Source organism: Anaerostipes sp. (assembly GCF_018381315.1).
Lineage (GTDB): Bacteria > Bacillota > Clostridia > Lachnospirales > Lachnospiraceae > Anaerostipes.
In genome coordinates, this window is record NZ_JAGZSD010000018.1 from 26,829 (window position 1) to 50,142 (window position 23,314).

Consider the following 23,314-nt stretch of genomic DNA (forward strand, 5'->3'; position numbering starts at 1 on the left):
TGAATGTTTTAAATGAACCGAAGTCCTGTAAATGCGATCACTCCATAAAGAACGATAAACAGAATGAAGTATTTTATAGATCCGTTCAGGATCCTGCTTTCTTTTCCAACTGTTCCCGTTGCGGCTACAGCGATAGCGATACTCTGCGGTGAAATAATCTTTCCTGCCGTAGACCCCACTGTATTGGCCGCTGCCAGCCAGACATCATTCATTCCGAGTGTATGGGCTGTCTGAACCTGAAGTCCTGTGAACAGTACGCTTGAAGATGTTGCACTTCCTGTCACAAAGGTTCCGATTGAGCCGATCAGCGGTGCAACCAGCGGATAGAATGAACCTGTAACCGCCACAATCAGCGCTGCGATGTCACTGATCATTCCGCTGTATCCCATGACCTTTGCCGTTGCCAGAACGGACACGATCGTCAGGACAGTCTTTGACATCTGTATCAAGGTGTCTTTTAATACCATTCCGATCTCTCCCCAGGAAGCCCCCTGCGCTTTCCCTCCGATCAGTGCAGCCAGGAAAATCAGAATACCAGGTGTTGCCAGCCATGTGAAAGTATATGGGGCAGCTCCTGCACCTGTATAGATCTGGACTGAACTCTTTACACTTGCCAGCGGATCATGAACAGCAGGAACCAGGCTGGAAGTAAGCAGGAGGAAAATCAGGATCAGCAGAAACGGCAGCCATGCAGTTACTGCCTTTTTTAATCCAAGAGGTTCCTTGTCTGCCGGTCCGCCTTCATTCAGTCCCTCCAGAATGTATTCCGGATCTTCTTTTTTCTTTAAAAACTTTGCAGCAAGAATCGTAATAACCATGCTGCATACAGAGCCGATCACTGCCGGAAGTTCAGCTCCCACAAACTTTGCGGTCAGATACTCCGGAATAATAAAACCTAATCCGGAAAGCAGTGTAATCAAGCCGATCCCCTTCAGTCCCTTTACAGAACCTCCCGTCATAATCATCATCAGGAATGGTGTCAGGACGACTAAAACTGCCAGCTGCAGTACAACAGCCACAGCTACGCTTCCAGGATCGAGACCGCTCACAGAAGCTGCAGTGATGGTCGGAATACCGATAGAGCCGAATGCCGTGGGAGTTGCATTGGCAACCAGACAAACCGTTGCTGCAAAGATCGGATTGATTCCCAGTCCGCATAAGATACTGGCCGGAATAGCCACTGCTGTTCCAAAGCCTGCCATTCCCTCCATGAATCCTCCAAATCCCCAGGCGATGATGAGAATCAGAATCCGCTTGTCTCTGGACACGCTGGTCAGCATTCGTTTGATCAAATCCATATGTTTTGTATGTACCGTCAGGTTGTAAGTGAAAATGGCCGCAATGATGACCAGACAGATTGGCCAGATTCCCATAGCTGCTCCTTCCAGTGTTCCGGTCAGAGCATCTAAAAGCGGCATTTTCCATAGCAGCAGTGCAAGAACTAGTGTAATCGCAAGTGAAATAGGACAGGCTTTGTATCCGGGCATCTTTAAGCCGCTTAAGGCCAGCATGAGCCAAAGGATAGGAAGCAAAGCCAAAATAAATTTGATGAACATCACGAGCAGAATCTCCTTTCTGTTCAGAACTACGAGTTACACCCAAATAAATTGGTTCTACCAATCCCCTTGTTGCCCCTTATGGTAGGACCAATTTTAAAAATTGTCAAGTCCTTTTGCATGAACAGCCTGTCCTTTTGTCCTATTTTTTTATGCAATCTGCCGAAATTTAATTTTTATTTTCTCTTCACTGCCCGCCAAAACGATTGATATTTCCATTTTTATCCCTTTTAAAATTATGCTCTCTTTTTTTAATTTCATGAAATCTCACAAAAAAAAGAAAGAATCCCGCTCGCGGAGCATTTTTTATTTCATAGAATGCACTTTCCTATGAAAAAAAGAAACAGGCCCCATAAACCGGGAGCCCGTTTCTTTTTTCTTATACAATATTTTTTTAATGGTGCTTATATTTATAAGGCACTTCCTATGTTATCCAAAGAGATCTCTGTCTCTTCACCTGTTTCCATGTTTTTAAGCCTTCCTTTGTTCTCCAGAAGTTCATTTTCACCGATGATAATCGTATTCTGTGCATGAAGCTTGTTTGCATATTTCATCTGTGCTTTAACTCCGCGGCCAAGGTAGTCAGTCTCCACCTTAAACCCTTCAGAGCGCAGGCCCGCAACGATCTCATACGCTCTGGCCTTGGCTTCTTTCCCAAGGATGCCGACATAAAGGTTCAGCGGCCTGCCCTGCGGAAGTTCAACACCCTCTTCTTCCAGGAAATATAAAATACGTTCCACACCCATACCGAAACCGACTGAAGGCATTGAAGCTTTTCCGTCGATTTCATGAACCAGATTGTCATACCGTCCGCCGCCGCACAGGGTAAATCCGTCCTCATTGACGAACTCAAATACAGTTTTTGTGTAATAATCCAGCCCTCTCACAATGCCGGTATCCACCTCATAAGGAATGTTCAGGCTGTCCAGAAGACTTTTCAGTTCCTCGAAATGAGCGCTGCACTCGTCATCCAGATAATCGATGGTTCTGGGCGCATCCTTGATAATCTCTTTGCAGGAAGGCACCTTACAGTCGATCACACGGAGCGGATTCTTCTCCATTCTCTCGCGGCATGTCGGGCAAAGCTTGTCCTCATGCTGGTGAAGGTAATCAAGCAAAGCTTTATTGTAATCTTTTCTGCAGTTTGAACAGCCAATACTGTTGATATGGAGTTTTGCATCCTTAAGCCCAATCTTTTTAATAAAAGACGTGACAAGAGTAATCAGCTCAACTTCTGCAAGGGGGCTTTCTGCCCCCACGAACTCTATTCCAAACTGATGATGCTGTCTCAGTCTTCCGCTCTGGGGTTTTTCGTAACGGAAGGCCGGGGTGATGTAAAACATCTTTACCGGCTGAGGCTCATTCTGCATTCCATGCTCCAGATAAGCACGAATGGCGCCTGCGGTTCCTTCCGGCTTTAAAGTAATACTTCTGTTCCCCTTATCTTCAAATGTGTACATTTCTTTTTGAACCACATCTGTCGTCTCTCCTACGCTTCGCTGGAACAATACCGTATGCTCAAATACCGGGGTGATAATCTCATGGATATTATATGTCCCGCATAAATCCTTAAAAATATTCTCCAGGTATGTCCGCTTCTGCATCTCCTCCCCGAACCAGTCTTTCGTCCCTCTCGGTGCTTGTGTTATCATTCACAGTTCCTCCTTTAAGTTATATCTGTATCGTGCAGATTGCTCTTTTCTAATATTCTAAGCATTTCTCTGGAAAATGCAACCCGCTGAAACGCAAGAAACACTTTCATGTCAAAATTCTTTACTTCTTCGATCATAACTTCCAGGGCAGTTTCCACCGAAAATCCTTCTCTGTAATCCCGGTTGGCAATCAAAGCCCCAAAAATATCACATACATGCATGATCCTTCCCACCAGAGGGATCTCATCCCTCTTTAAATTGCTCGGATATCCGGTGCCGTCGTAATGCTCATGATGATACAATACTGCATCTAAAACAATATCGTCATATCCATGCTCAATCAAAATAGAATGGCCAATGGTGGAATGCATGCGCAGATAGCGTGTCTCATCAACCGCAAGGATCTGCTCTTCCTTTTCATTCATGTAAAAATTTAAACGAACCTTTCCGATATCATGTAAAAGCCCTGCCACAGCCAGGTCATAGCAGGTCGCTTCATCCAGGCCCAGCTCTTTTCCCACACTGTATGCAAGATTGCTTACAACGATCCCGTGCTCAATAGAATCATCCAGGCTGACCTGAATCGGGGTTTCCACATCCCGGGATTCATATTTCATTGGCATAATGCAGCACCACCTAACACATACTTTTTAGTAATTTATCTTTCCGTAAAATCATTTCACTGATCCGTTCTGTATACTGCCTGACATCCTTGAGATTCTCCACTCTCTGAATATTTCTGCCCGGGCCGAGAATCTTTGATGAGGCACCGGCTCCCACTGCTATGATATCATGCAGTTCCTCCATAATCAGTATATTATAAAGACACTCCTTTTCTTCCAAAGAAAAGCCTATATTTTCAAAATTCCCGGGAATGTTTTTCTGCCTGTACAGATAGTACGGCTCCATTCCCATAGAAAAGCATGCATCCTGTGCATACTGAATCATCTGTTCATCTGCTCCAAAAGAATATTGGTCTCTCAGCTGGTTTAACGGCGCACTCCGCTTGATGGCCAGCGCATGGACGGTAATGCTGTCCGGTTTCAATTCACCAAGAGCCGCAAAGGTTGTTTCAAGCTCTTTTTCTCCTTCTCCCGGAAGTCCGCAGATGGTATCCATATTGATATTATCAAATCCTGTCTTTCTCGCTGCCTCAAAGCTGGCTGCCACTTCCTCCGCCGTATGGTTCCTTCCGATCCTCTTTAGTGTAACATTATTCATAGTCTGAGGATTGATGCTGATCCTTGTGACACCGTTCTCAAAAAGTACAGAAAGCTTCTCCCCGGTAATGCTGTCGGGTCTTCCCGCTTCCACGGTAATCTCCCGGATCCTGCTGAAATCAAAACACTTTCTCAGTTCTCTCAATAAACGCTCTAGCTGTTTGGGTGAAAGGGTTGTAGGAGTTCCTCCCCCCACATACAGGCTGACCAGCGGCCTGTCCCTGTATTGACTGCCTACATAGCGGATCTCACGGATCAAAGCATCCAGATACTGATCCACATACTCTTTATAAGCAGAAATTGGATACGAAGTAAAAGAACAGTACAGACATGTACTTGGACAGAACGGAATCCCCACATACAGACTGTATCCATTGGTATAGGAGATATCCCCCAGTAATTCTGTCTCTTTTTGTGCCACAGAGACACAGAGCTGTGCCTTTTCTCTGCTGACCAGGTAATCATTCCGCAGTTTTGCTTCCATCTCTTCCCTGCTTCTTCCTGAGGCACAGTCTTCAAACACAAGTTTTGTAGGCCGGATACCATTCAGTGTTCCCCATGGAAGTTCCTTTTTAAGATGGCCGGACAGCAGCCGGTACAGCGCTGCTTTCAGGCCATTTTTAAAACTCTTTTTATCTTTATAATCCCCCTTAACCTTCTCAGAAAGAACTGCTTCCCCGGCTCTAAGTTCCAGAAGAGTTTCCGGTTCTCCGTAGAAGACTCTGCAAATAAAATCATAGATAGAATTGTCATTCTCTTCTGAAGACAATTCTATCTTTTCTCCAATGCAGAACGCCAGTATCAGGCTTCTGATATCGTATTCATACAGGGTCTCATTCTGAATCAATCCGATCATGGCTGTACAAGAAACGGGTTTGTGCGTTTTTCAAGTCCGATGGTTGTGCTGTTCATATGCCCCGGATAAACTTCTGTATCATCCGGCAGAACAAACAGCTTTTCCCGGATGCCGGACAGAAGTGCATCCGTATCACCTGTAGGAAAATCTGTCCTTCCGATGCTCTGGCGGAACAGGGTATCCCCTGCAATCAGCCATCCCTGCTCTTTGAAATAATAACAGACTCCGCCCTTTGTATGGCCCGGCACGTGAATACATTGTATCTCGGTTCCCAAAAGATCCAGAACCTGTCCGTCTTTTACAATATGGTCTGCATCCATGGAGACAGGTTCTCCAAACATCGAAGTCAGATTCAGAGACGGCTCTCTGAGCACCTCTGCCTCATCCTCATGCAGATAAACCGGCAGTCCTGGCTTTTGTTCCTGTAAATAAGGAAGTGCCATTACATGGTCAAAATGTCCGTGGGTCAAAAGCACTGCTGTGAGTTCAAATCCTTCTTTTTTTAACATCTCCATAACCCGGAATCCTTCATCTCCCGGATCAAATACAAGCGCCTCTTTTGTCCTGCGGCTGCCGACAATATAACAATTTGTCTGCATCTGTCCAAGACAGGCTCCTAGCAAAATAATATCATTATCCATAGCTGCTGATCTATCCTACCTTTCTCTCTATGTCCACCACACCTTCAATATTGCGGATTCTTGCGATCACTTGGTTGAGCTGGGCAACTCCGTTGATATCAAATGACATGCTCAGGGTAGCCCGGCCTTTTTTAGAATTTGACACATTCATAGTCAGAATATCTATATCCAGTTCCAGGAATACTTTGGAAACATCTGCAAGCATTCCCTTACGGTTGTTGGCATAAATGGAAATCTCCGTGGTGTAAGTCTGCCCGGAGCCCTCAGAACCTTCCTGCCATTCAGCCTCAATCAGCCTGGATCTGTCCGTCTCTGACATACTCAGCAGATTGACACAGTCCGTCCTGTGAATGGAAACTCCCCGTCCTCTTGTGACAAATCCCACAATCTCATCTCCAGGTACCGGATTGCAGCATTTGGAAAACCGCACTGCCACATCATCCACACCTTTGACAACAATACCGCCCTTCTGTTTTTCCTCCGGACGGTGCTCCCTGATATGTTCTGCTGCCTCTAGTACCTGTTCATCCGTAACCTTTTGTTTCTGGTCCTTGTTAAACTCTTCCACCAGCTTATTGACAACCTGGCCCTCTTTCAGCCCGCCGTGTCCGACGGCAGCACAGACAGATTCCCAATCCTTAAACCCGTACTTAAGCTGTACCTTTTTAATGTACTCCGGCTTTAAATAATGCGGAAGCTCTATGCGCTTGCTCTTGCAGTACTTCTCCAGCATTTCCTTGCCTTTGACAATGTTTTCTTCCTTAAACTGGGTTTTAAACCACTGGTTGATCTTGCTCTTGGCCTGAGTAGACTTGACAATGCCCAGCCAGTCCCTGCTGGGTCCTTTTGAGTTCTGGGAAGTGATGACTTCCACCCTGTCGCCGTTCTGCAGATGATACTCAAACGGCACCTGCCTTCCGTTTACTCTGGCTCCCACCATCGTATTCCCCACGGCACTGTGGATGCTGTAGGCAAAATCAATAGGCGTAGAGCCATTGGCAAGGCTCTTAACATCTCCGTTAGGCGTAAAACAGTATACCTGCTCTGCAAACAGATCCAGATTGGTCTTTAACAGGGACAGGAACTCCTTATTGTCATCCATGTCCTGCTGCCACTCCAGAATCTCCCTGAGCCAGGAAAGCTTCTCTTCTTCTTTGTTGACACCTACGTTATTGCTGTTTTCTTTGTATTTCCAATGGGCTGCAATACCGTATTCTGCAATCTTGTGCATCTCAAATGTCCGGATCTGAATCTCAAACGGATGCCCCTCCGGCCCGATCAGCGTCGTATGCAGTGACTGGTACATATTCTGCTTCGGCATGGCAATATAGTCTTTGAATCTTCCCGGAATGGGCTTATACATCTCGTGAATCACTCCCAGGGCTGCATAACAGTCCTTCACCGTGTCCACTTTGATGCGCACTGCAAACAAATCATAAATCTGATCCAGAGTCTTATTTTGATTCACCATCTTTTTATATATGCTGAAAAAATGCTTCACCCGGCCGTCGATCTCTGCCTTGATGCCGCTGCGCTCAATATGTCCCCGGACCTCATCTACAATGTCTTTGATGTAGGCTTCCCTGCGGACCTTCTGTGAATCCAGGGAATGCTCCAGTTCCTTGTATACATCCGGCTTCAGATATCTTAAGGACAGGTCATCCAGTTCTACCTTAATCTTGGAGATACCAAGCCGATGAGCAATAGGCGCATAGATATCCATGGTCTCTCTGGACTTTTCCTTCTGCTTCTCAGGCTTCATAAACTGCATCGTCCGCATGTTGTGCAGCCGGTCCGCCAGCTTGATCAAAATGACCCGGATGTCCTTTGCCATGGCCAGAAACATCTTTCTCAGATTCTCTGCCTGTACCTCGATCTTATCCTTGGAATAACTCAGCTGGCCTAACTTTGTAACACCGTCCACAAGCTGGGCTACTTCCACCCCAAACTCCCGGACTACGTCCTCATAGGTCACTTCCGTGTCTTCCACCACATCGTGCAGCAAACCAGCAATGATGGTTTCCCGGTCAAGTTCCAGTTCTGCCAAAATGATGGCAACACAAATAGGATGAATGATATAGGGTTCCCCGGACTTTCTCTTTTGATCCTTGTGGGCCTCAAAAGCCATATCAAAAGCTTTCTCTACCATCTCTATATCTTCATCACTGTACAGGCTCTTCATGGTGTCCATCAGTTGAAGACGGAGTTCCTCAGGAGCCGTAAAACTCTTCGGATTGCTGATATCTTTTTTTACACGGTTTATTTTTGTTTTGCTGTTTTGCTCCATTGGCAGCCACTCCAGTTTAATTATTTTTTAATTTTGATTCACAGTAAATACACCTGTAAACCTTGTTCTCTTTATCCACAAGCTTAAATGTATGATCAATCTCCTGTTCTATGGAAGTGATGCACCGCGGATTTTTACATCTTGCAATGTTTGTGATGACCTCGGGAAGGGCTACCTTATGCTTGGACTTTAACTTGCCGTCCTCGATAATACAGACACTGGCATTGGGATCCACATATCCTAAGACATCCAGATCAATGTCAAAATTGTCGGAAATCTTAATGATGTCCTTTTTGCCCAGCTTATTGCTTTTGGCGTTCTGTATGATGGCAATGCTGCAGTCCAGCTTATCCAGCCCCAGCTGGTAATAAATATCCATCCCTTTTCCGGCTGTAATATGATCCAAAACGATTCCGTTTTTAATACTGTCTATGTTCATGCTAAACCCCCAATAAATCCATAATCAGCGCCATCCTCACATGCTTGCCGTTCAGCGCCTGTTTAAAGTAGCACGCTCTCGGATCTTCGTCCACTTTGACGGATATTTCATTGACCCTTGGCAGCGGATGAAGAATTGACAGATCTTTTTTTGCATTCTTCAGCTTTTCAGGGTCCAGGATATAGCTGTCCTTCAAACGCACATAATCGGCCTCATTAAAGAAACGTTCTCTCTGGACTCTGGTCATATAGATAATGTCCAGTTCCGGCATAACCTCTTCCATTTTCCTGGCCTCGCGGAACGGGATATTCTTCTTCTCAAACACATCCTTCTTCAGATACTCCGGAATCTGCAGTTCCTCCGGTGAGATCATAATAAAAGTAATATTGTCATATCTGGAGAGGGCCTTGATCAGTGAGTGCACGGTACGTCCGAACTTAAGATCCCCGCAGAAACCGATGGTCAGATTGTTAAGGCGTCCCTTCTCCCTTCTGATGGTCAGAAGGTCTGTCAGGGTCTGCGTCGGATGGTTATGGCCTCCGTCCCCGGCATTGATGATAGGAATATCCACATGCTTTGATGCCACATACGGCGCTCCTTCCTTTGGATGGCGCATGGCTATAATGTCTGCATAACAGGCCACCGTCCGCGCTGTGTCGGCGATACTTTCTCCTTTGGCTGCAGATGAAGAATCAGCAGAAGAAAAACCAAGTACACTGCCGCCTAACTCCAGCATGGCCGCTTCAAAGCTGAGCCTTGTCCTGGTACTTGGTTCAAAAAATAAGGTTGCAAGCTTCTTATATCTGCATACTTCCCTGTACTTTTCCGGACTGGAAGAGATATCATCCGCAAGATTTAACAGCCTGTCGACGTCATCCACAGACAAATCCATAGGATCGATTAAATGTTTCATTGAAAGTACCTCCTAATCTTATGTTATAATAATTCTACATTTTTAGACCAATAGTGTCAATGAATTACTTATATTTTAACAGTCCTTTTTCCAGCAGCTCCGAAGGCCTGTAAGAGAGCTTTGCTTTCCTGAGTCCTTCCTCTCCGAGATCCTCTTCCCGGTTGATATATTGGTAGTCCATGGCCTCATGCAGAATAAACTGCTGATTGATCATAGGATAGGCACCCTGTATCTCACCGAACGCTTTCTCAAAATGAACCACAAACGTGTCCTTCGCAGTACCCTCTCCTATGGCAAATGCTATGATCTTACCGTCACTTCTCAAAATTCCGCCTTTTAAGTCCAGTTCCTTATAATACATCAGGGCATTTTTAGCGGCACAGATCTCGTCATGTTTTTCTGAATCTTCCTGCTCGGTTGCCTCATTTGCCAGCTTCCATTCCATAAGCATGGTCAGTGCTTCCAGCGCATTTTCATCGTTCAGGGATTCATAAGCCCACTCATGATTTTCCTTAAACCGGTTGATATGATTCCTCTTGCCGTGAAGCTTTTTGCCTTTTAATGTGGCAAGTGACTCTCTTTCATAAATATAATCAAAGAGATCTCTGTCATATTCTACCGTGAAAATATCCCCGAACATCTCTTTCATCTTTTCTTCTGTTTCCTTTAAAATACCGTGCATGGCAAACGGAATGCCTTCCTCTTTACAGTATTCCATAATGGCTTCCACAGCCTTTTTCTCATCTCCGTCTCCGATAGGGTAACTGAAAGTACAGCCGCCCTCATCATCAGAGCGGATAATCAGCATATCTTCTTCCACTGCATAGGACATATGGTAGTGGTCTTTCCAGAGAATCAAGGTTGCCGCAGAAAAATCAGCGCTCCTGTAATTCACTTTGCTGAAATACTGATCCAGCATTTCTTTATCTTCTAATTTTGGTGTCTTAAAATCCATTGTAAACTCCTTTAATTATTTATGATAAGGCTGACGGTTAATAATCCTAAAGCCCCTGTAAATCTGTTCTAAAAGGACTGTTCCGCATAGTTCCGGCGCCATGTCAAAGGATGAGATGGTGAATTCTGAAAAATTATGCTCACTGCTGAACTCCCCAATATAAAAGCAGATATTAGAACAGCCGTTTATCATCCAACGGCTGATTTCTTCTGCAAAAGCAGTGCTCTCCATACTATCCCCAGAACTGGTCACTAAAAAATGCTTCCCTTCCTTTTCAAAGATTCTTCCCAATTGTTTCTCTTTTTTTACATACTTGATTTCTATTGTACAATATTTTCCCAGACGTTTCAAATATTCTTCCATTGCCTGGACATATAGCCGGTCTTTATTCTTCTGTAAGATAAAAATATAAAACCTCATGATGATTTGCCTTTGTCGAAAAACTTTTTAAGCTTTTTGTCTGATTTCAGAGCCTTCTCAAATGCATCGTTGGTCTCCTTAATCAGCTCTTTTACCTTTTCTTTTCCTAATCCGGCATTCAGTGCATTCTTTATCTGGGAGGTATAATGCTTCTCATTGTTGTAAATCTTATAGGACTGGCCCTTTTTGGTAAGATAATACTGGCTCATGCCAGGCGCAGGCGTCTTTATGCCCCTGATCTTTGTATTGTATACAGCATAGACAACGAAAGAATTATCATCTGCACCCTTTTCAATGTGAAAAGAAAGATTCTGATAGGATTCTATGTATTTATGCAGCTTCTTAACTATACGGCTGGAAACCAGATCTTTTGGATCTTCGGTCATAGCCTTCAGGCTTTTCTCATCCCCTGCTTCTAATTTCTTATAATATTGATTCATAAACTCAAGGACTTTATCTGATTCCGGCTCCACTGCCTGGGCGTCAGATGACGCTTCAGTGCTTTCCTTTTCTGAGGCTTTTGTCTCTTCCCTGAATATCTTTTCATTTGTAATTCTTTCTGTATGCTCCTTGTCCAATTTAAGAAAAATCAAAAAACAAGCGCAAAAAAATAAAATCCAGCTCAAAACGATAACGATGACTGTTGATTTCTTTAGCTTCACTTACCATGCCTCCATATAAATAGTTTTTTTTATTATAGCACATCCCTTTTTTTGATACAAAGGAAACATAAGAGCCGCACCCCTGTCTCCCTCTGCATCGCACAGGAAAATAGACGGGGTGCGGCATTCACATGCTGCCGGTCTTTTTATTTCTGTTCCCGGAACCCAAGACTTTCAAGAAAGCTTTGCACATCATCCGGGCTTTTAATTGTTGACAGAGAAGCAACCCCTATATATGCAGGATGAGTGCCGGATGCATCTGTCGACGTCTTGCTTGTCTCATATATTTTCCCATCATAATAGATAAGATATGCTCTCCACTGTCCATGCATGTCATTTGGATTTGATCCGTCACTCTTCGTAGCAATCAGCATTGTGCCGAAGGTACCTGAGACACCTTTTGATGACAGATAGTATGGCTGCCAGTATAGCTGGTCTTCCAGCTGGTCAAAATATTTTGATTTAAGAAATGCGGAATCCACGGGCATATATCCGTTTCCATGGTCATACATATGCTTCATCAGCGACTCCCTGCTGGCCCAGTTATTCACCTTGCCTTCTTTGTACAGCTGATCCATGAGCTTTTTATATTCTTCCACGTATTCTTCCAGAGGTGTCAGGGCACTGTCATCAGAAATGACATATTTCACATCCGCATCTTTATTGTATTTCACACAGAGACCGTTTTCTGCTTTGTAGGTCAAAGTCTGGATTTTCATGTCGTTCTCATCGAAAAAAATGCTTCCCTGAAAAGAGCCGCTTACTCCGGCCATGGATAAAATCTGTTTCTTATCCGCTCCAACAGAGGTCAGTCTGTTTTTGGCATACAGTTCCATATAGGCGCTCTGGGAAGAAGCCACCACAAGCTTGCATTCCGACTTGGCATCCGTTTCTTTCTGCCTGCGCAGGTAAGCGGTAAAAGAGGGAATCGCAATCGCAGCAAATATGCCAATGATCACTAACACTACAACTAATTCCACCAATGTGAATCCTTTATTATTTTTAACTGTCTGTTTCATTCTGTTCCCTCCTTATCAGAGACCAAATCCTATAAGTCTAATATACCTGATTTTGGGTCAGAATGAAATATGAAATACATCAATTTCCGGCGGAACTAGAAACCGGACAGAATAATGGGATGTCCCGATGCCTGTATTGACAAACAGTTTCATTCCATTCACAGAATAAAAACCGTCTGTATATTTCTTCGCAAGAGATGTTTTCATCTTAAAAAAGGGAAGCTTCACCTGGCCGCCATGACTGTGCCCTGCCAGTACCAGATCTGCACATTTGTCCGAAAGGCGCTCTGCTGCATCCGGTTCATGCAGCATCAGAATCCTGTAGTCACACTTTTTGATATTCTCTGCTTCCATCAGCGTATAATCCGGTTTTCCAAACAGGACATCGTCCAATCCCCCGATGCAGACAGTCTTTCCGTCGGGAAGTGAAACAATCCTTGTCTGATTCGTAAGAAGCTGGAATCCTCCGTTTTCCATAATCTTTGAGTAAGCCCTCATAGCCCCGCCGCCGTAATCCCGGTTTCCCCAGACGGCAAACTTCCCATATTTAGCTTTCATCTCAGAAAAAGCTTTCTCCACTTTATTTTCAGGATGATAGTCTGCGTAGTTATCATAAAGATCACCAGTAAAGAGCACAAAATCCGGTTCTTGGCTGTTAATCTTTTCGACCAGCTTATCCAGCCGGTTTTCTGTATAGGATCTGCTGACCTGGATATCTGATATGTGAACCACTTTTAACTCAGTGGATGTATTGCCTTTTTTCAGCTGATAGTCACGGACTACCAGACGGTACGGTTCTATTTTCACTGCATATGCTGCCAAAAGACCTGATACAATCAGAATCAGCAGTATAAACAAAACAATTCGTTTTATAATCTTCAACGAAATTCTCCTCTCCGGAAGACACTGCTTCTGAGACAGCAAGCCACAGAACTGGCCAAAATGTCATCCTGCAAAAATTTCCTATAGAAAAACAAAGTGGGCATGCCACCTCATTTTCCCCAATCCTTCATTCTTTGAAGGGCTTGTTCACTTTGTGTGCATCCTGCACGGAGTGCTTTTTATCACATAGGGAGGTTCAGAGACCTTCCTATGTGATGAAAAAGCGCATACTGCTATGCGCTCTTTCATATTCTTAGACAAATCTGCTAATTTTCATTCATGTTATTTGTTAAGTATACACGATAGATAAAAGTATGGCAAGACATGATTAGCAGCCGCTTACTCAAATCATCCTGCAGGTATAGGATTTACAATAATGTCTGCGGCCTGCTGTTTCAGAAGCGTAAATTTTTTCATTATCGAAAGGATGCCTTTTCAGAGTTGACTGGAGACAGTAAAGCTAAACTTATGATATTTCAAAATTTTCAGAACTGAAATTGCTGTAGAATCTCCCCTGTTCGGCGGTAAAACGCAGAACACAGTAATCAGGGTCAGTTACACCTTCCGGATAATACATGGTATCGCCTTTCTGCCATATCATTTCCTTATGCATTTGATCTTCCAGTACCTCCATTGTGCCTGTCAGCATAACACCTCTGAAAAATCTCCGGTCACAGAAATAAATACACGCTTTAGGATTGTCCTTATACTGCCTTACTCTCATGGATGATGTATTGGTTGTAAAGTAAAATACTTTAATCCCTTCCCGTTTTCGCGGCGGAAGCATAGCTTTTGTATTCGGAAAGCCATTTTCATCCACAGAACTGATAAATGACACACCTTGTTTGTCAATTAGGTTACCGACTGTTTTTATGGTATCTTTCATATTTGTACCTCCTTGTTTAAATAAAATTATAAGTGAAACCAGGTACACAGTAAATTAGTCACTTTTTCGTAACTATATCAGTCCTTTATCCCTCAAAAAATCTTCTCTGTGATCTTCTTTCATTATTTCAATTCCAACATCCTGCATAATTGTTACAGCTTCAAAAACTTTTTTCCCTCTCTCTGTAAGAAAATAATTCGATTTTAAAGGGTATCCTTCTTTCATTGTTTTTTCTACGATTCCGCATTCGATTAGTTCATTCAGATGCTGTACCAGCATTTTTTGGCTTATTCCCTGAATAGATTTCTTCAAGGCAGAAAGAGAAGAGCTTTCCTTACTAAGCTGCCATAAGATGATTGGTTTCCACTTTCCTCTTATAATATCGTGTGTCAGTTCCAGCGGACATGTATAGTCACTGCGTAATTTCATCTAAGCTGCCTCCTTTCAGGGCATATCGTAAGTATCCTGCATAAATTTAAATTTCCTATAGAACAAAAAAACCGCGAATATTCGCGGTTTTAAAAATGCACCAGGCAGGAGTCGAACCTGCGACCAACAACTTCGGAGGCTGTCACTCTATCCACTGAGTTACTGATGCAAAAGACTGTATTAAATGTCCGTGTTATATATTACAACAATTTCAATTAATTTGCAATCAAAACTTTCATTTTTTCTTTTTACTTATTCTATTATAAGCAATTCACTTCCTGCAAAAAGTTCCTCCAATCCTATGAGATATCTGCTCATACAGTGTTATGTCCGCTGGAAAAAGACAACCATAAAACAGAAAATGTCATCCTTATCCAGCAGACATTACGTCCATGTTCCACATGATTGGAGTGAGGCATTCTAAGAGCCGAACGGAAATCATGTGGAACATGTCATAAATACTGCTCCAAATCATGAATATCATTCGTATATTTTTTTGCAGATTCCTTAGATATGGTTCCTTCCGCCACCAGTCTTGACAGGTCACGGTTCAGTGTATGCATTCCATGTGCCATTCCTGACTGCATAATGGTATTCAGCTGATGGCATTTGTTTTCCCGAATCAAATTTAATGCCGCATCTGTACCCATGAGAACTTCTGTTGCGGCAATCCGTTCCATACCGCTGAGTGTCGGAATCAGACACTGAGTTATGACTCCGGCAAGCACGCCGGCAAGCTGTGTGCGGATCTGGTTCTGGCTCTCGCCGGGACAGGCATCTATAATACGGTCAATGGTCTGTGCCGCCCCTGTGGTATGCAGTGTTGACATCACCAGGTGCCCTGTCTCTGCGGCAGTCAAAGCTGCAGAGATTGTCTCATAATCCCTCATCTCCCCTACCAGAATCACATCCGGATCCTCTCTCAGAGAAGACCTGAGGGCAGAGGCAAAATCCTTTACATCAATGCCGGTCTCCCGCTGGTGAATGATTGATTTTTCTCTCTCGTAGACATATTCAATAGGGTCTTCCACCGTTATAATATGCTCAGCGCGGTTTTTATTGATGTAATCAATCATAGCGGCCAGAGTGGTGGACTTTCCGCTTCCCGTAGGCCCCGTAACTAAAATCAGGCCTCTGGGCTGGTCTGCCAGATCTTTTAAACATTTCGGAAGCTTCAGCTCACTGAGCGTCGGGATATGGTTATTGAGAAGACGAATCGTAGCTGCTATTTTTCCCTGCTGGCGGAAGACATTGATCCTCTGACGGTTCTTATCTGAAGTCTGAAGTGCAAAATCTGCATCCTGGCCCTGATCAAACAGCTCTCTCTGTACTTTTGGCAGAAAATCTAAAATCATCTGCCTGATCTCATTGTCAGAAAGCTGAATTCCGCTGTCCACAAGACGGCCGCAGCTTCGGAATGCTACCGGCATGCCCTCGGACAAATGGATATCCGATACATCTCTTTGTCTGGCCATCCCAATCATTTCTTCTATCGTCATAAGAGCCTCCTATACATAATAAGCAATCTTCCAAAATTCTTCCATTGTGGTAATCCCGTCTGCCACAAGGTCTGCCGCACTTTCCTTCAGCGTTTTCATGCCCTGTTCCTCTGTCACGTAGGCCTGGATTTCGTCCACCTGCCTGCCTTCTGAGATCATTTTCCGAATGGCCTGGTCAATCACCGCAATCTCATGAACTGCGATCCTTCCCTGGTATCCGGTATGGTTGCATTTAGAACATCCCACAGCTTCATAGACAAAATCAATATCCCTGCCAAGAATCCGGCAGTCTGTCTCTGATGCTTTTACTTTTTTTGCACACTCCGGACATACTTTTCGCACCAGTCTCTGTGCCACAAGCCCAATCAGGGAGTTGGCAACCAGATACGGCTCCACGCCCATATCAATCAAACGCACAACTGAAGATACTGCATTATTTGTATGCAGGGAAGAAAGAACAAAATGTCCGGTAATCGCTGCCCTGACAGAAATCGAAGCAGTCTCGGAATCCCTTGTCTCTCCGACCATGATAATATCCGGATCCTGTCTGAGCAAAGCTCTCAGACCTGTCTCAAAAGTCAGTCCCGAAGTATTATTCACCTGCATCTGATTTACCCTGGCAATATTTTTTTCCACCGGATCTTCAATGGTAGAAATATTGGCATTTCTCTTAGACAAATGTTCCAGCACCATATAGAGGGTAGTAGATTTACCGCTTCCTGTAGGCCCGGTAATATATAAAATCCCGTTAGGGGACTTTAACAGCGATTGAAATTTCTCATAGTTCTCATCATTCATGCCGAAATGATCCTTATGATCGATCGGTGTCCTGTTGCTCAAAAGCCGCAGTACCGACTTTTCCCCATACACTGTAGGAATGACAGACACACGCATATTGATATTATCTTCCTCCAGACGCATTTTAAAATGTCCGTCCTGGGGAATCCGCTTCTCCGCAATATCCATGCCACCCATGATCTTAATTCTCGCCGTCAGGGATGCATGCAGAGAACGCTTTAATGTAACATAATCCACGATATTTCCGTCGATCCTCATTCTCACCACCGTCTCTTTTTCAAACGGTTCAATATGAATATCGCTGGCATTCGTATTGTAAGCCCGCAGGACCAGGGTATTTAAAAGTTTGATGATTGGGGCGTCGCTGTCAGCCTCTTCATCCATATCATCCAGGAAAGAGATATCTTCCGCCTCCTGGGTTGTCTCATTGGCCTGTCTTGCAGCCTGCCTTGCAGACACCTCCGCATAGAAATACTCCAGCGACTTTTTCAGAGGAGTAAGTTCTGAGAGAAACACCTTCAGCTGCATACCTGTGAGCTGCCGGATATCTTCCATTGCGTAGAAATTCAGCGGATCATTGACTGCAATATGTAATTGATTGTCTTTGATATCCACAGCCAATATATTATATTTAAAGGCCAGCTGTCTTGGAATCTTTTCCACAGCCTCACTGTTCACCGGATAACTGCCCAGGTTGATATGAGACAGGGACAGCCTCTGTCCCAAAGCCTCCAGCATCTGCTGTTCTGTAATAAACCGGAGTTCCATCAAAATCGTACCCAGCCGTTTGCCCGGATGTTCCTTCTGATAATCCAGCGCCTGATCAATCTGTTCTTCCGTTATATATCCATACTGCAGCAAAACTTCTCCAATTGGAATATTCTTCATAGTCTCCCCCGCTTTCTAAGTATTATTTTCTGCACATATAGACTTCCAGCACCAAAGACAAAGTCGATGCATCTATGACCTTGTTCGATGTTGTCAGCGCTGTCTCTGAACTCATTCCATAACTTACGACACGAATGGACGGATAATCTGCATAAATCTTATCAATCAATTTCTTTGCATTAGCCTTCGTGCCAAGGATATTTACGGAAACCGGATAAGAATAAAGAACATTCTGCGTAACCGTACTCTTACTTCCGTCTTCGGCTGTACTGTCTGTGCTGCCTTCACTGCTTTCCAAACCCATTGTTTTTGCCAGGGAAGATTCAATATAAGGTGTCATGACACTGACGGACGGCTTTGCTGAAATCTCAAAATCCCTGGAAGAAAGTCCGGAATTAAGAATCAGCTTTGTTATCATACGCTCTACTTTATGAGACTCCATCATTGGATAAATGTCTTTTGTTTCCTTTTTGAAATCGGCCCTGGACGCTTTCAGCCGGGCTTCCTTCTGCGGGATGGATGCAATCGCCTTCTCCATTGTCTCTTTTGTCTGCTTTTTTTCTTTAAATTCTTCGGACAGCTCGCTTCTCTGTGTGAGCAGCGGACGGATCACAAAATTTCCAAAGACCACAATCATCAGTATAATAGAAAGCACACATAATATTTTTTTATCCCGAGTTGTTATTTCCATGGATGATCCACCTACTTTCCTGCATTCTCACTTAGATAAGTGCTGATATGAATATCATATTGTTTTGTTTCTTCTGTATAATTGTAGCCTGAGTATTTCAGATCTGCGAAGAGTTCAGATTTTTTCAGGCGGTTGATGAAGTCATAAATACTTGTAACTTTTGGAGCCATAGCTACAAATTCATACCTTCCGGTAGATGAATCATACCGGTCAACTGTGATGGATACTGTTGTCCCTGCACTGTTTTTGACCATCTTTTCCACTCTTGAGTTTGCCTGCGGATAAGATTCCAATACCTGCTTTACCAAGGCAAACTGCTCTTTTCCAGCCTGCTTTCCGGCCAATTCCAAATCCAGGTTTTTTGCGTTGGTATAGTCTGCCTGATGACCCGAATCCTCAATATAAGTATCCATTTCACTGATCTTTGATTTGCTGATTACATTCATGGCAAAAATCACACCGGATACGGCAAGGCACAGTACAAGCACCCCGGCAGCTGCAAAGACCCCGGGATATACTTTGGAGGATTTTTTGTTCTCCTCCCTGGCCCTCATCTTCTTGGCAAAATCAATATCCTGGCTTTTCTCTGAAATAAAAGCGCCGACAGCAAAAATATAATTGTAAAATTCTTTGACATCCGGTATATCGTAGCCCGCCAGCGAAAACGGCTTCCCGATTTCAAGGCCCAATTCCTGCAGAGGGGTCTTAAGAATCCGCTGATCTTCTTCCGGAAACCCTCCCAGGTATATACTTTTTATTTTCTCTCCTTTTTGCTCCGTGGCAAGAAACTGGATCATCGAACTGATCGTATTCCCCACCTCAGCGGCAATCCCTTCCGTCCCGTGATCTGCAAAGATCCTTGTACGGTTCAGATACTTGTAAGCTCCCTGCACAAACAAAGTACTGATTAGAATCTCACCGTCCAGTTTTGAAAAAATGAAGGTCTCACGATTCAAATCCTGTATACGCTCAAAGGCTTTCAGCTGTGTATTCAGGGCGATGTCTACAGTTTCCACTTCCACACCCATGGCTGCGAACACATCCAGATAGCTTCTCAACATGGATTCCTGAACCGCTGCACCTAAAACCGTTGTCATTCCGCTCTTTTTATCCGTGCCGCAGACACGGTAATCATAAACATAATTCTCCGGGTTTTCCAGGCTTGAAAGTTCTTTTTTTACCACTTCCAAAGTTTTCTTCTTGTTCATCTTCGGAATCGTCATGATCTTTGCAGCAATCTGCGTGCTGTCAATGACGAGGTTGATTTTTTTAGAAATACCGTGGCTCTCCCAGGCTTTTGAAAGCTGGGCTGTGAGTCCTTCCTCTGAAGTAATCACTCCGTTGATCAGGCTTCCTTCCCTAAGGTCAAATTGTACAAGGTTTTGTATCTTAACTTTCTTTTTTGCCTCTCCCACAGCAACCTGTACTCTGTGATTTGATAAATATACTGATGTCTTCATAAAAAAGATCCCCCTTTAATATCCCTGGTCAATCGTAGAGTAAGATTGATAAATCGGCAGTATGACCGCTACTACCACAAATCCGATAATCAGTGCCATCAGGATGATCAAAACCGGCTCCAATAGTGTCACAAGCCTCTCCAATGCTCTCTCCGCTTCAAATTCCAGACTTTCTGCAATAGAATCCAGCATCTCATCCAGGCTTCCGGTTTCTTCTCCCACCAGAATCGCAGAGGAAAGTTTTCTTTGAAATCCATCAATCCCCATCAGAGAAACAGATAATGATTCCCCTCTCCGTATGGAATCCACCGCCTGGTCAAACTGGTCTTCTATATACCGGTTTCCCACGGTAGAACTCCCGATCTGCATGGCCTGGATAATCGGAATACCGCTGGAATATAAAGAACACAGCGTTCTTGCAAACCTGGCAGTATAAATTTTCCTCAAAAGCTTGCCGATCACCGGAAGCCTCAGCTTCAGCTGGTCTTTCTTCCAGTGTACCTTCGGAATTCGGAGCAGAAGGCGGACGGCAAAAATAACAGCGGCGAGAATCAATAAAATAAAAGGCCAGTATTTCCGGATCCCGCTGCTCATCCCCAGTAGAATGACCGTGGGCAGCGGCAGGGATTCCATAGTATCAAATATATCCTGAAACTGTGGCACAAGATAGGAAAGGACAAAAATAATCACTCCTACAAGCAGTACAGATAAGATTGCCGGATAGATCATGGCATTCCGGACTTTTCCGTTCAGCCTGTTCTCTTTGTCATAGTGTTCCGCCATGCGCAGGGATGTCTGGTCCAGATTTCCGTTTGCTTCCGCAGAACGCATCATGCTGACCAAAAGCACCGGAAATGTTCTTCCCTGTTCTTCCATAGCCTCCGAGAGAGGGATTCCCTGTCGGATAGAATTTAAAAGTGTTTCATAGGCCTCTTTCTCAGTATTTTTAATCCCGATCTCATTGGCAATGATATTCAGAGAACGGACCAGTGACACACCTGCTTTCAGGAGGGTCCCCAGCTGTCTGCAGAAATCCGCCAGCACAGAGGTCTTCATCTTCCGTCTGGAGTTTAGTTTTGCTTCCTCCAGATCCTTGCTGGAAACCAAATATTCTCCGTTCGCCCTCAAAGCCTGATATAAAGCCAGCTCATCGGCTGCTTCTACAACGCCCTTTAACAATTTTCCATTACTGTCTTTCGCTTTATATTTATACTTCGGCATAAATGATTTCCCTCCTCAAGTATCATCTCACGGCAAAAGGTTCAAATACCAGCTGATTACTTCATTTCCCCAGCATACAGCTGCCCAAATACCTATACATAAAAATGGTCCGAACGCAAAATGATCTTTGCCTCCTTTTTTCTTTCCGGCCAGCAGATAAATTCCGTAAATTCCTCCTGTGAGGACGGCAAAGAAAAATGCTGCCGCTATAAGTTTTACTCCCAGCAAAAACCCTGCAGCCGCCATCAGCTTAATATCTCCGCCTCCGAACGCCCCGGGAATCAGCACCGTCAGCAGCAGCATAGGAACACTGACAGCAAAAAAGCCGATCATCCTCATAACCAGCGAAACTTCCGGAAACAAAAAAAGAGACACGATCCCAAGGCAGGCTAACGCAAGCACAAAACCATTCGGAATCTCCATTGTATCCACATCTACAAATGCAACCGCCGCCAACAAAGCTCCTGTCAGCAGAAGGAAACATACCTTTAGAAGATATATTCCCGCTCCCGCCTCCAGAGGTATGAGAAATGCACACCAAACGGCTGTGATTCCTCCTAAAAGTTCCACGGCGGGATAGCGGGGCGATATCTTTGCCCTGCATTTTCTGCATTTCCCCTTTAGAAAGAGATAACTGAATACTGGTATCATATCATAAAATTTTAATTTCGTGCCGCAGGACGGGCAAAAGCTCCTGCCGCCCACAAAAGATATCTTTCTGGGCACCCGGTAAATCAAAACATTTACAAAGGAAAAAACAGATGCCCCGATCCAGAAGAAGATAAAATATACAAGTCCCATGTTTCCCCCTTTTGCGAAAGAAAAGAGTACCCCAGAAGTAAATATACTTTTGGGACACCCTTTTCCTTAAGTTCTTATGAATCCCCAATCATCTGGCTCAGCCGATACACTTTCCAGACTGGTTTTCCCTTCACTTCACTGTAGCTTACCATGTAGCCAGCCTCAATATAGATAAGATCCGTCACCTTCACATCCTGCCTGTCATAGGCAATGGTGTCAATCCTCCCATGGCTCCTGGCAGTTTTTAAAATATCTGTCTCGATATCTTTAGGAAGTACCTGCCGCTTTCCTGCCACGGGCACTTTTTCTCCCTTAACATATGTATCGTAAAAACAGATCTGCGCTGAAACCCGGACGTCCTTGGCATTTCTTAAGATCTCTCTGGCTTTCTGGCGCTGCATGGATTGTTTTACATACGGTATAATTCCAAGAAAAAAAATTGACAATAACACTAAAAGAAGAATCCATTCTACAATTTCAATAAAATTTTTATTCCTAAACTTCTTTTTTGTGTTCATAAATGATATCCCTCTTCCTTGAGGATTATAAGTTTCAAAATACTATTTCTTTTTAACTGTCCAACTTCCGTTATTTCCGGTATTTGTATATGTAGCTTCAAATTTACCGTCTTTGTCTGTATAAACAACTTCTGTAACCTTGCCTGCTGCATCAACTTTTACATGTGATTCATCACCCTTATACTTTCCAGTCACTTCGGCTAATGTGGCAATGTCCGGATCCTTTGGATCACCAGCCCCAGCAGGCTTTGTATTAAGTGGGACGCCAGCTGTAACACCACACATCGTCTTTGTCCCATCAAAAACATAATCATCTTCTGCAAGTGTCTGAGCCGCCATTAATACTTGACGTCCTTCTGACTGTACCTTTTTCTTATTGGCATTGTCAATATACCCGGTCAGTGTTGGGATCAGCAGTGCAATCAAGATCGCCAGAATAACCAATACAACGATCAATTCTACCAGTGTAAAACCTTTTTTGTCCTTCCTTAATTTTTGTCTGAAATCACTTAATTTTTTCCTCATAATTTGTCCTTCCTATCCTTTAAAATATTCAATAATGTATACTCAAATTATATGCTGAATCCACATACTTGTCAAATAATATCGAGTTTTAAAAAC

The 23,314-nt window shown here is 43.9% G+C and carries 23 protein-coding genes and 1 tRNA gene; all 24 read right to left on the reverse strand.

Annotation, left to right across the window (positions count from 1 at the left end):
* Positions 1-8: 8 nt before the first annotated feature.
* Complete coding sequence (locus KH180_RS12910) at positions 9-1,556, reverse strand: L-lactate permease (RefSeq protein WP_290761059.1); 1,548 nt, start codon at positions 1,554-1,556, stop codon at positions 9-11.
* A 410-nt stretch (positions 1,557-1,966) separates the two neighbouring features.
* Positions 1,967-3,208, reverse strand: coding sequence for a histidine--tRNA ligase (hisS, locus tag KH180_RS12915; protein ID WP_290760989.1), 1,242 nt, complete (start codon positions 3,206-3,208; stop codon positions 1,967-1,969).
* A 14-nt stretch (positions 3,209-3,222) separates the two neighbouring features.
* Positions 3,223-3,831, reverse strand: coding sequence for an HD-GYP domain-containing protein (locus KH180_RS12920; protein WP_290760991.1), 609 nt, complete (start codon positions 3,829-3,831; stop codon positions 3,223-3,225).
* A gap of 13 nt (positions 3,832-3,844) precedes the next feature.
* Positions 3,845-5,284, reverse strand: a complete 1,440-nt coding sequence (gene hemZ, locus KH180_RS12925) for a coproporphyrinogen dehydrogenase HemZ (protein ID WP_290760992.1) — start codon at positions 5,282-5,284, stop codon at positions 3,845-3,847.
* The gene (locus tag KH180_RS12930) at positions 5,281-5,925 is read right to left on the reverse strand and encodes an MBL fold metallo-hydrolase (RefSeq protein WP_290760993.1); all 645 of its coding nucleotides are present in this window, start codon (positions 5,923-5,925) and stop codon (positions 5,281-5,283) included. The genes hemZ and KH180_RS12930 overlap by 4 nt, the downstream gene beginning before the upstream one ends.
* A gap of 10 nt (positions 5,926-5,935) precedes the next feature.
* A complete protein-coding gene (locus KH180_RS12935; RefSeq protein WP_290760994.1) occupies positions 5,936-8,212 on the reverse strand; it encodes a RelA/SpoT family protein in 2,277 nt (758 codons plus the stop codon).
* A gap of 16 nt (positions 8,213-8,228) precedes the next feature.
* A complete protein-coding gene (locus KH180_RS12940) occupies positions 8,229-8,651 on the reverse strand; it encodes an aspartate carbamoyltransferase regulatory subunit (protein WP_137328823.1) in 423 nt (140 codons plus the stop codon).
* Between the two features lies 1 nt (position 8,652).
* Positions 8,653-9,564, reverse strand: coding sequence for an aspartate carbamoyltransferase (pyrB, locus tag KH180_RS12945; protein WP_290760997.1), 912 nt, complete (start codon positions 9,562-9,564; stop codon positions 8,653-8,655).
* A 64-nt stretch (positions 9,565-9,628) separates the two neighbouring features.
* The gene (locus KH180_RS12950; protein ID WP_290760999.1) at positions 9,629-10,519 is read right to left on the reverse strand and encodes a DUF2156 domain-containing protein; all 891 of its coding nucleotides are present in this window, start codon (positions 10,517-10,519) and stop codon (positions 9,629-9,631) included.
* Positions 10,520-10,534: 15 nt separating this feature from the next.
* Positions 10,535-10,939 (reverse strand): 23S rRNA (pseudouridine(1915)-N(3))-methyltransferase RlmH, encoded by a 405-nt coding sequence (locus KH180_RS12955; RefSeq protein WP_290761001.1) that lies wholly within the window; start codon positions 10,937-10,939, stop codon positions 10,535-10,537.
* Positions 10,936-11,601 (reverse strand): hypothetical protein, encoded by a 666-nt coding sequence (locus KH180_RS12960; protein ID WP_290761003.1) that lies wholly within the window; start codon positions 11,599-11,601, stop codon positions 10,936-10,938. Before KH180_RS12960 ends, KH180_RS12955 begins: the two co-directional genes overlap by 4 nt.
* A 146-nt stretch (positions 11,602-11,747) precedes the next feature.
* On the reverse strand, positions 11,748-12,620 hold the full coding sequence (locus KH180_RS12965; RefSeq protein WP_290761005.1) for a prepilin-type N-terminal cleavage/methylation domain-containing protein: 873 nt from the start codon (positions 12,618-12,620) through the stop codon (positions 11,748-11,750).
* A 57-nt stretch (positions 12,621-12,677) separates the two neighbouring features.
* Positions 12,678-13,502, reverse strand: a complete 825-nt coding sequence (locus KH180_RS12970) for a metallophosphoesterase (protein ID WP_290761007.1) — start codon at positions 13,500-13,502, stop codon at positions 12,678-12,680.
* A 466-nt stretch (positions 13,503-13,968) separates the two neighbouring features.
* A complete protein-coding gene (locus tag KH180_RS12975; protein WP_290761009.1) occupies positions 13,969-14,388 on the reverse strand; it encodes a pyridoxamine 5'-phosphate oxidase family protein in 420 nt (139 codons plus the stop codon).
* 72 nt (positions 14,389-14,460) lie between these two features.
* Positions 14,461-14,817: a winged helix-turn-helix transcriptional regulator gene (locus tag KH180_RS12980; RefSeq protein ID WP_290761011.1), complete on the reverse strand. Its 357-nt coding sequence runs from the start codon at positions 14,815-14,817 to the stop codon at positions 14,461-14,463.
* Between the two features lie 96 nt (positions 14,818-14,913).
* Positions 14,914-14,986 (reverse strand) — tRNA-Arg (locus KH180_RS12985).
* 283 nt (positions 14,987-15,269) lie between these two features.
* Positions 15,270-16,316 carry a type IV pilus twitching motility protein PilT gene (locus KH180_RS12990; RefSeq protein ID WP_290761012.1) on the reverse strand — a complete coding sequence of 349 codons (1,047 nt, stop codon included), beginning with the start codon at positions 16,314-16,316 and terminating at the stop codon, positions 15,270-15,272.
* A gap of 9 nt (positions 16,317-16,325) precedes the next feature.
* A complete protein-coding gene (locus KH180_RS12995) occupies positions 16,326-18,002 on the reverse strand; it encodes a GspE/PulE family protein (RefSeq protein WP_290761013.1) in 1,677 nt (558 codons plus the stop codon).
* Positions 18,003-18,024: 22 nt separating this feature from the next.
* Positions 18,025-18,693, reverse strand: coding sequence for a type II secretion system protein GspM (gspM, locus tag KH180_RS13000; protein WP_290761014.1), 669 nt, complete (start codon positions 18,691-18,693; stop codon positions 18,025-18,027).
* Between the two features lie 11 nt (positions 18,694-18,704).
* Positions 18,705-20,153, reverse strand: a complete 1,449-nt coding sequence (locus KH180_RS13005) for a hypothetical protein (protein WP_290761015.1) — start codon at positions 20,151-20,153, stop codon at positions 18,705-18,707.
* Between the two features lie 15 nt (positions 20,154-20,168).
* Entirely contained in the window at positions 20,169-21,374 is a 1,206-nt protein-coding gene (locus KH180_RS13010; RefSeq protein WP_290761017.1) for a type II secretion system F family protein, read from the reverse strand.
* 27 nt (positions 21,375-21,401) lie between these two features.
* Entirely contained in the window at positions 21,402-22,175 is a 774-nt protein-coding gene (locus KH180_RS13015; protein WP_290761018.1) for a prepilin peptidase, read from the reverse strand.
* Between the two features lie 74 nt (positions 22,176-22,249).
* Positions 22,250-22,693: a hypothetical protein gene (locus tag KH180_RS13020; RefSeq protein ID WP_290761019.1), complete on the reverse strand. Its 444-nt coding sequence runs from the start codon at positions 22,691-22,693 to the stop codon at positions 22,250-22,252.
* Positions 22,694-22,735: 42 nt separating this feature from the next.
* Positions 22,736-23,218 (reverse strand): prepilin-type N-terminal cleavage/methylation domain-containing protein, encoded by a 483-nt coding sequence (locus tag KH180_RS13025; protein WP_290761021.1) that lies wholly within the window; start codon positions 23,216-23,218, stop codon positions 22,736-22,738.
* Between the last annotated feature and the right edge of the window lie 96 nt (positions 23,219-23,314).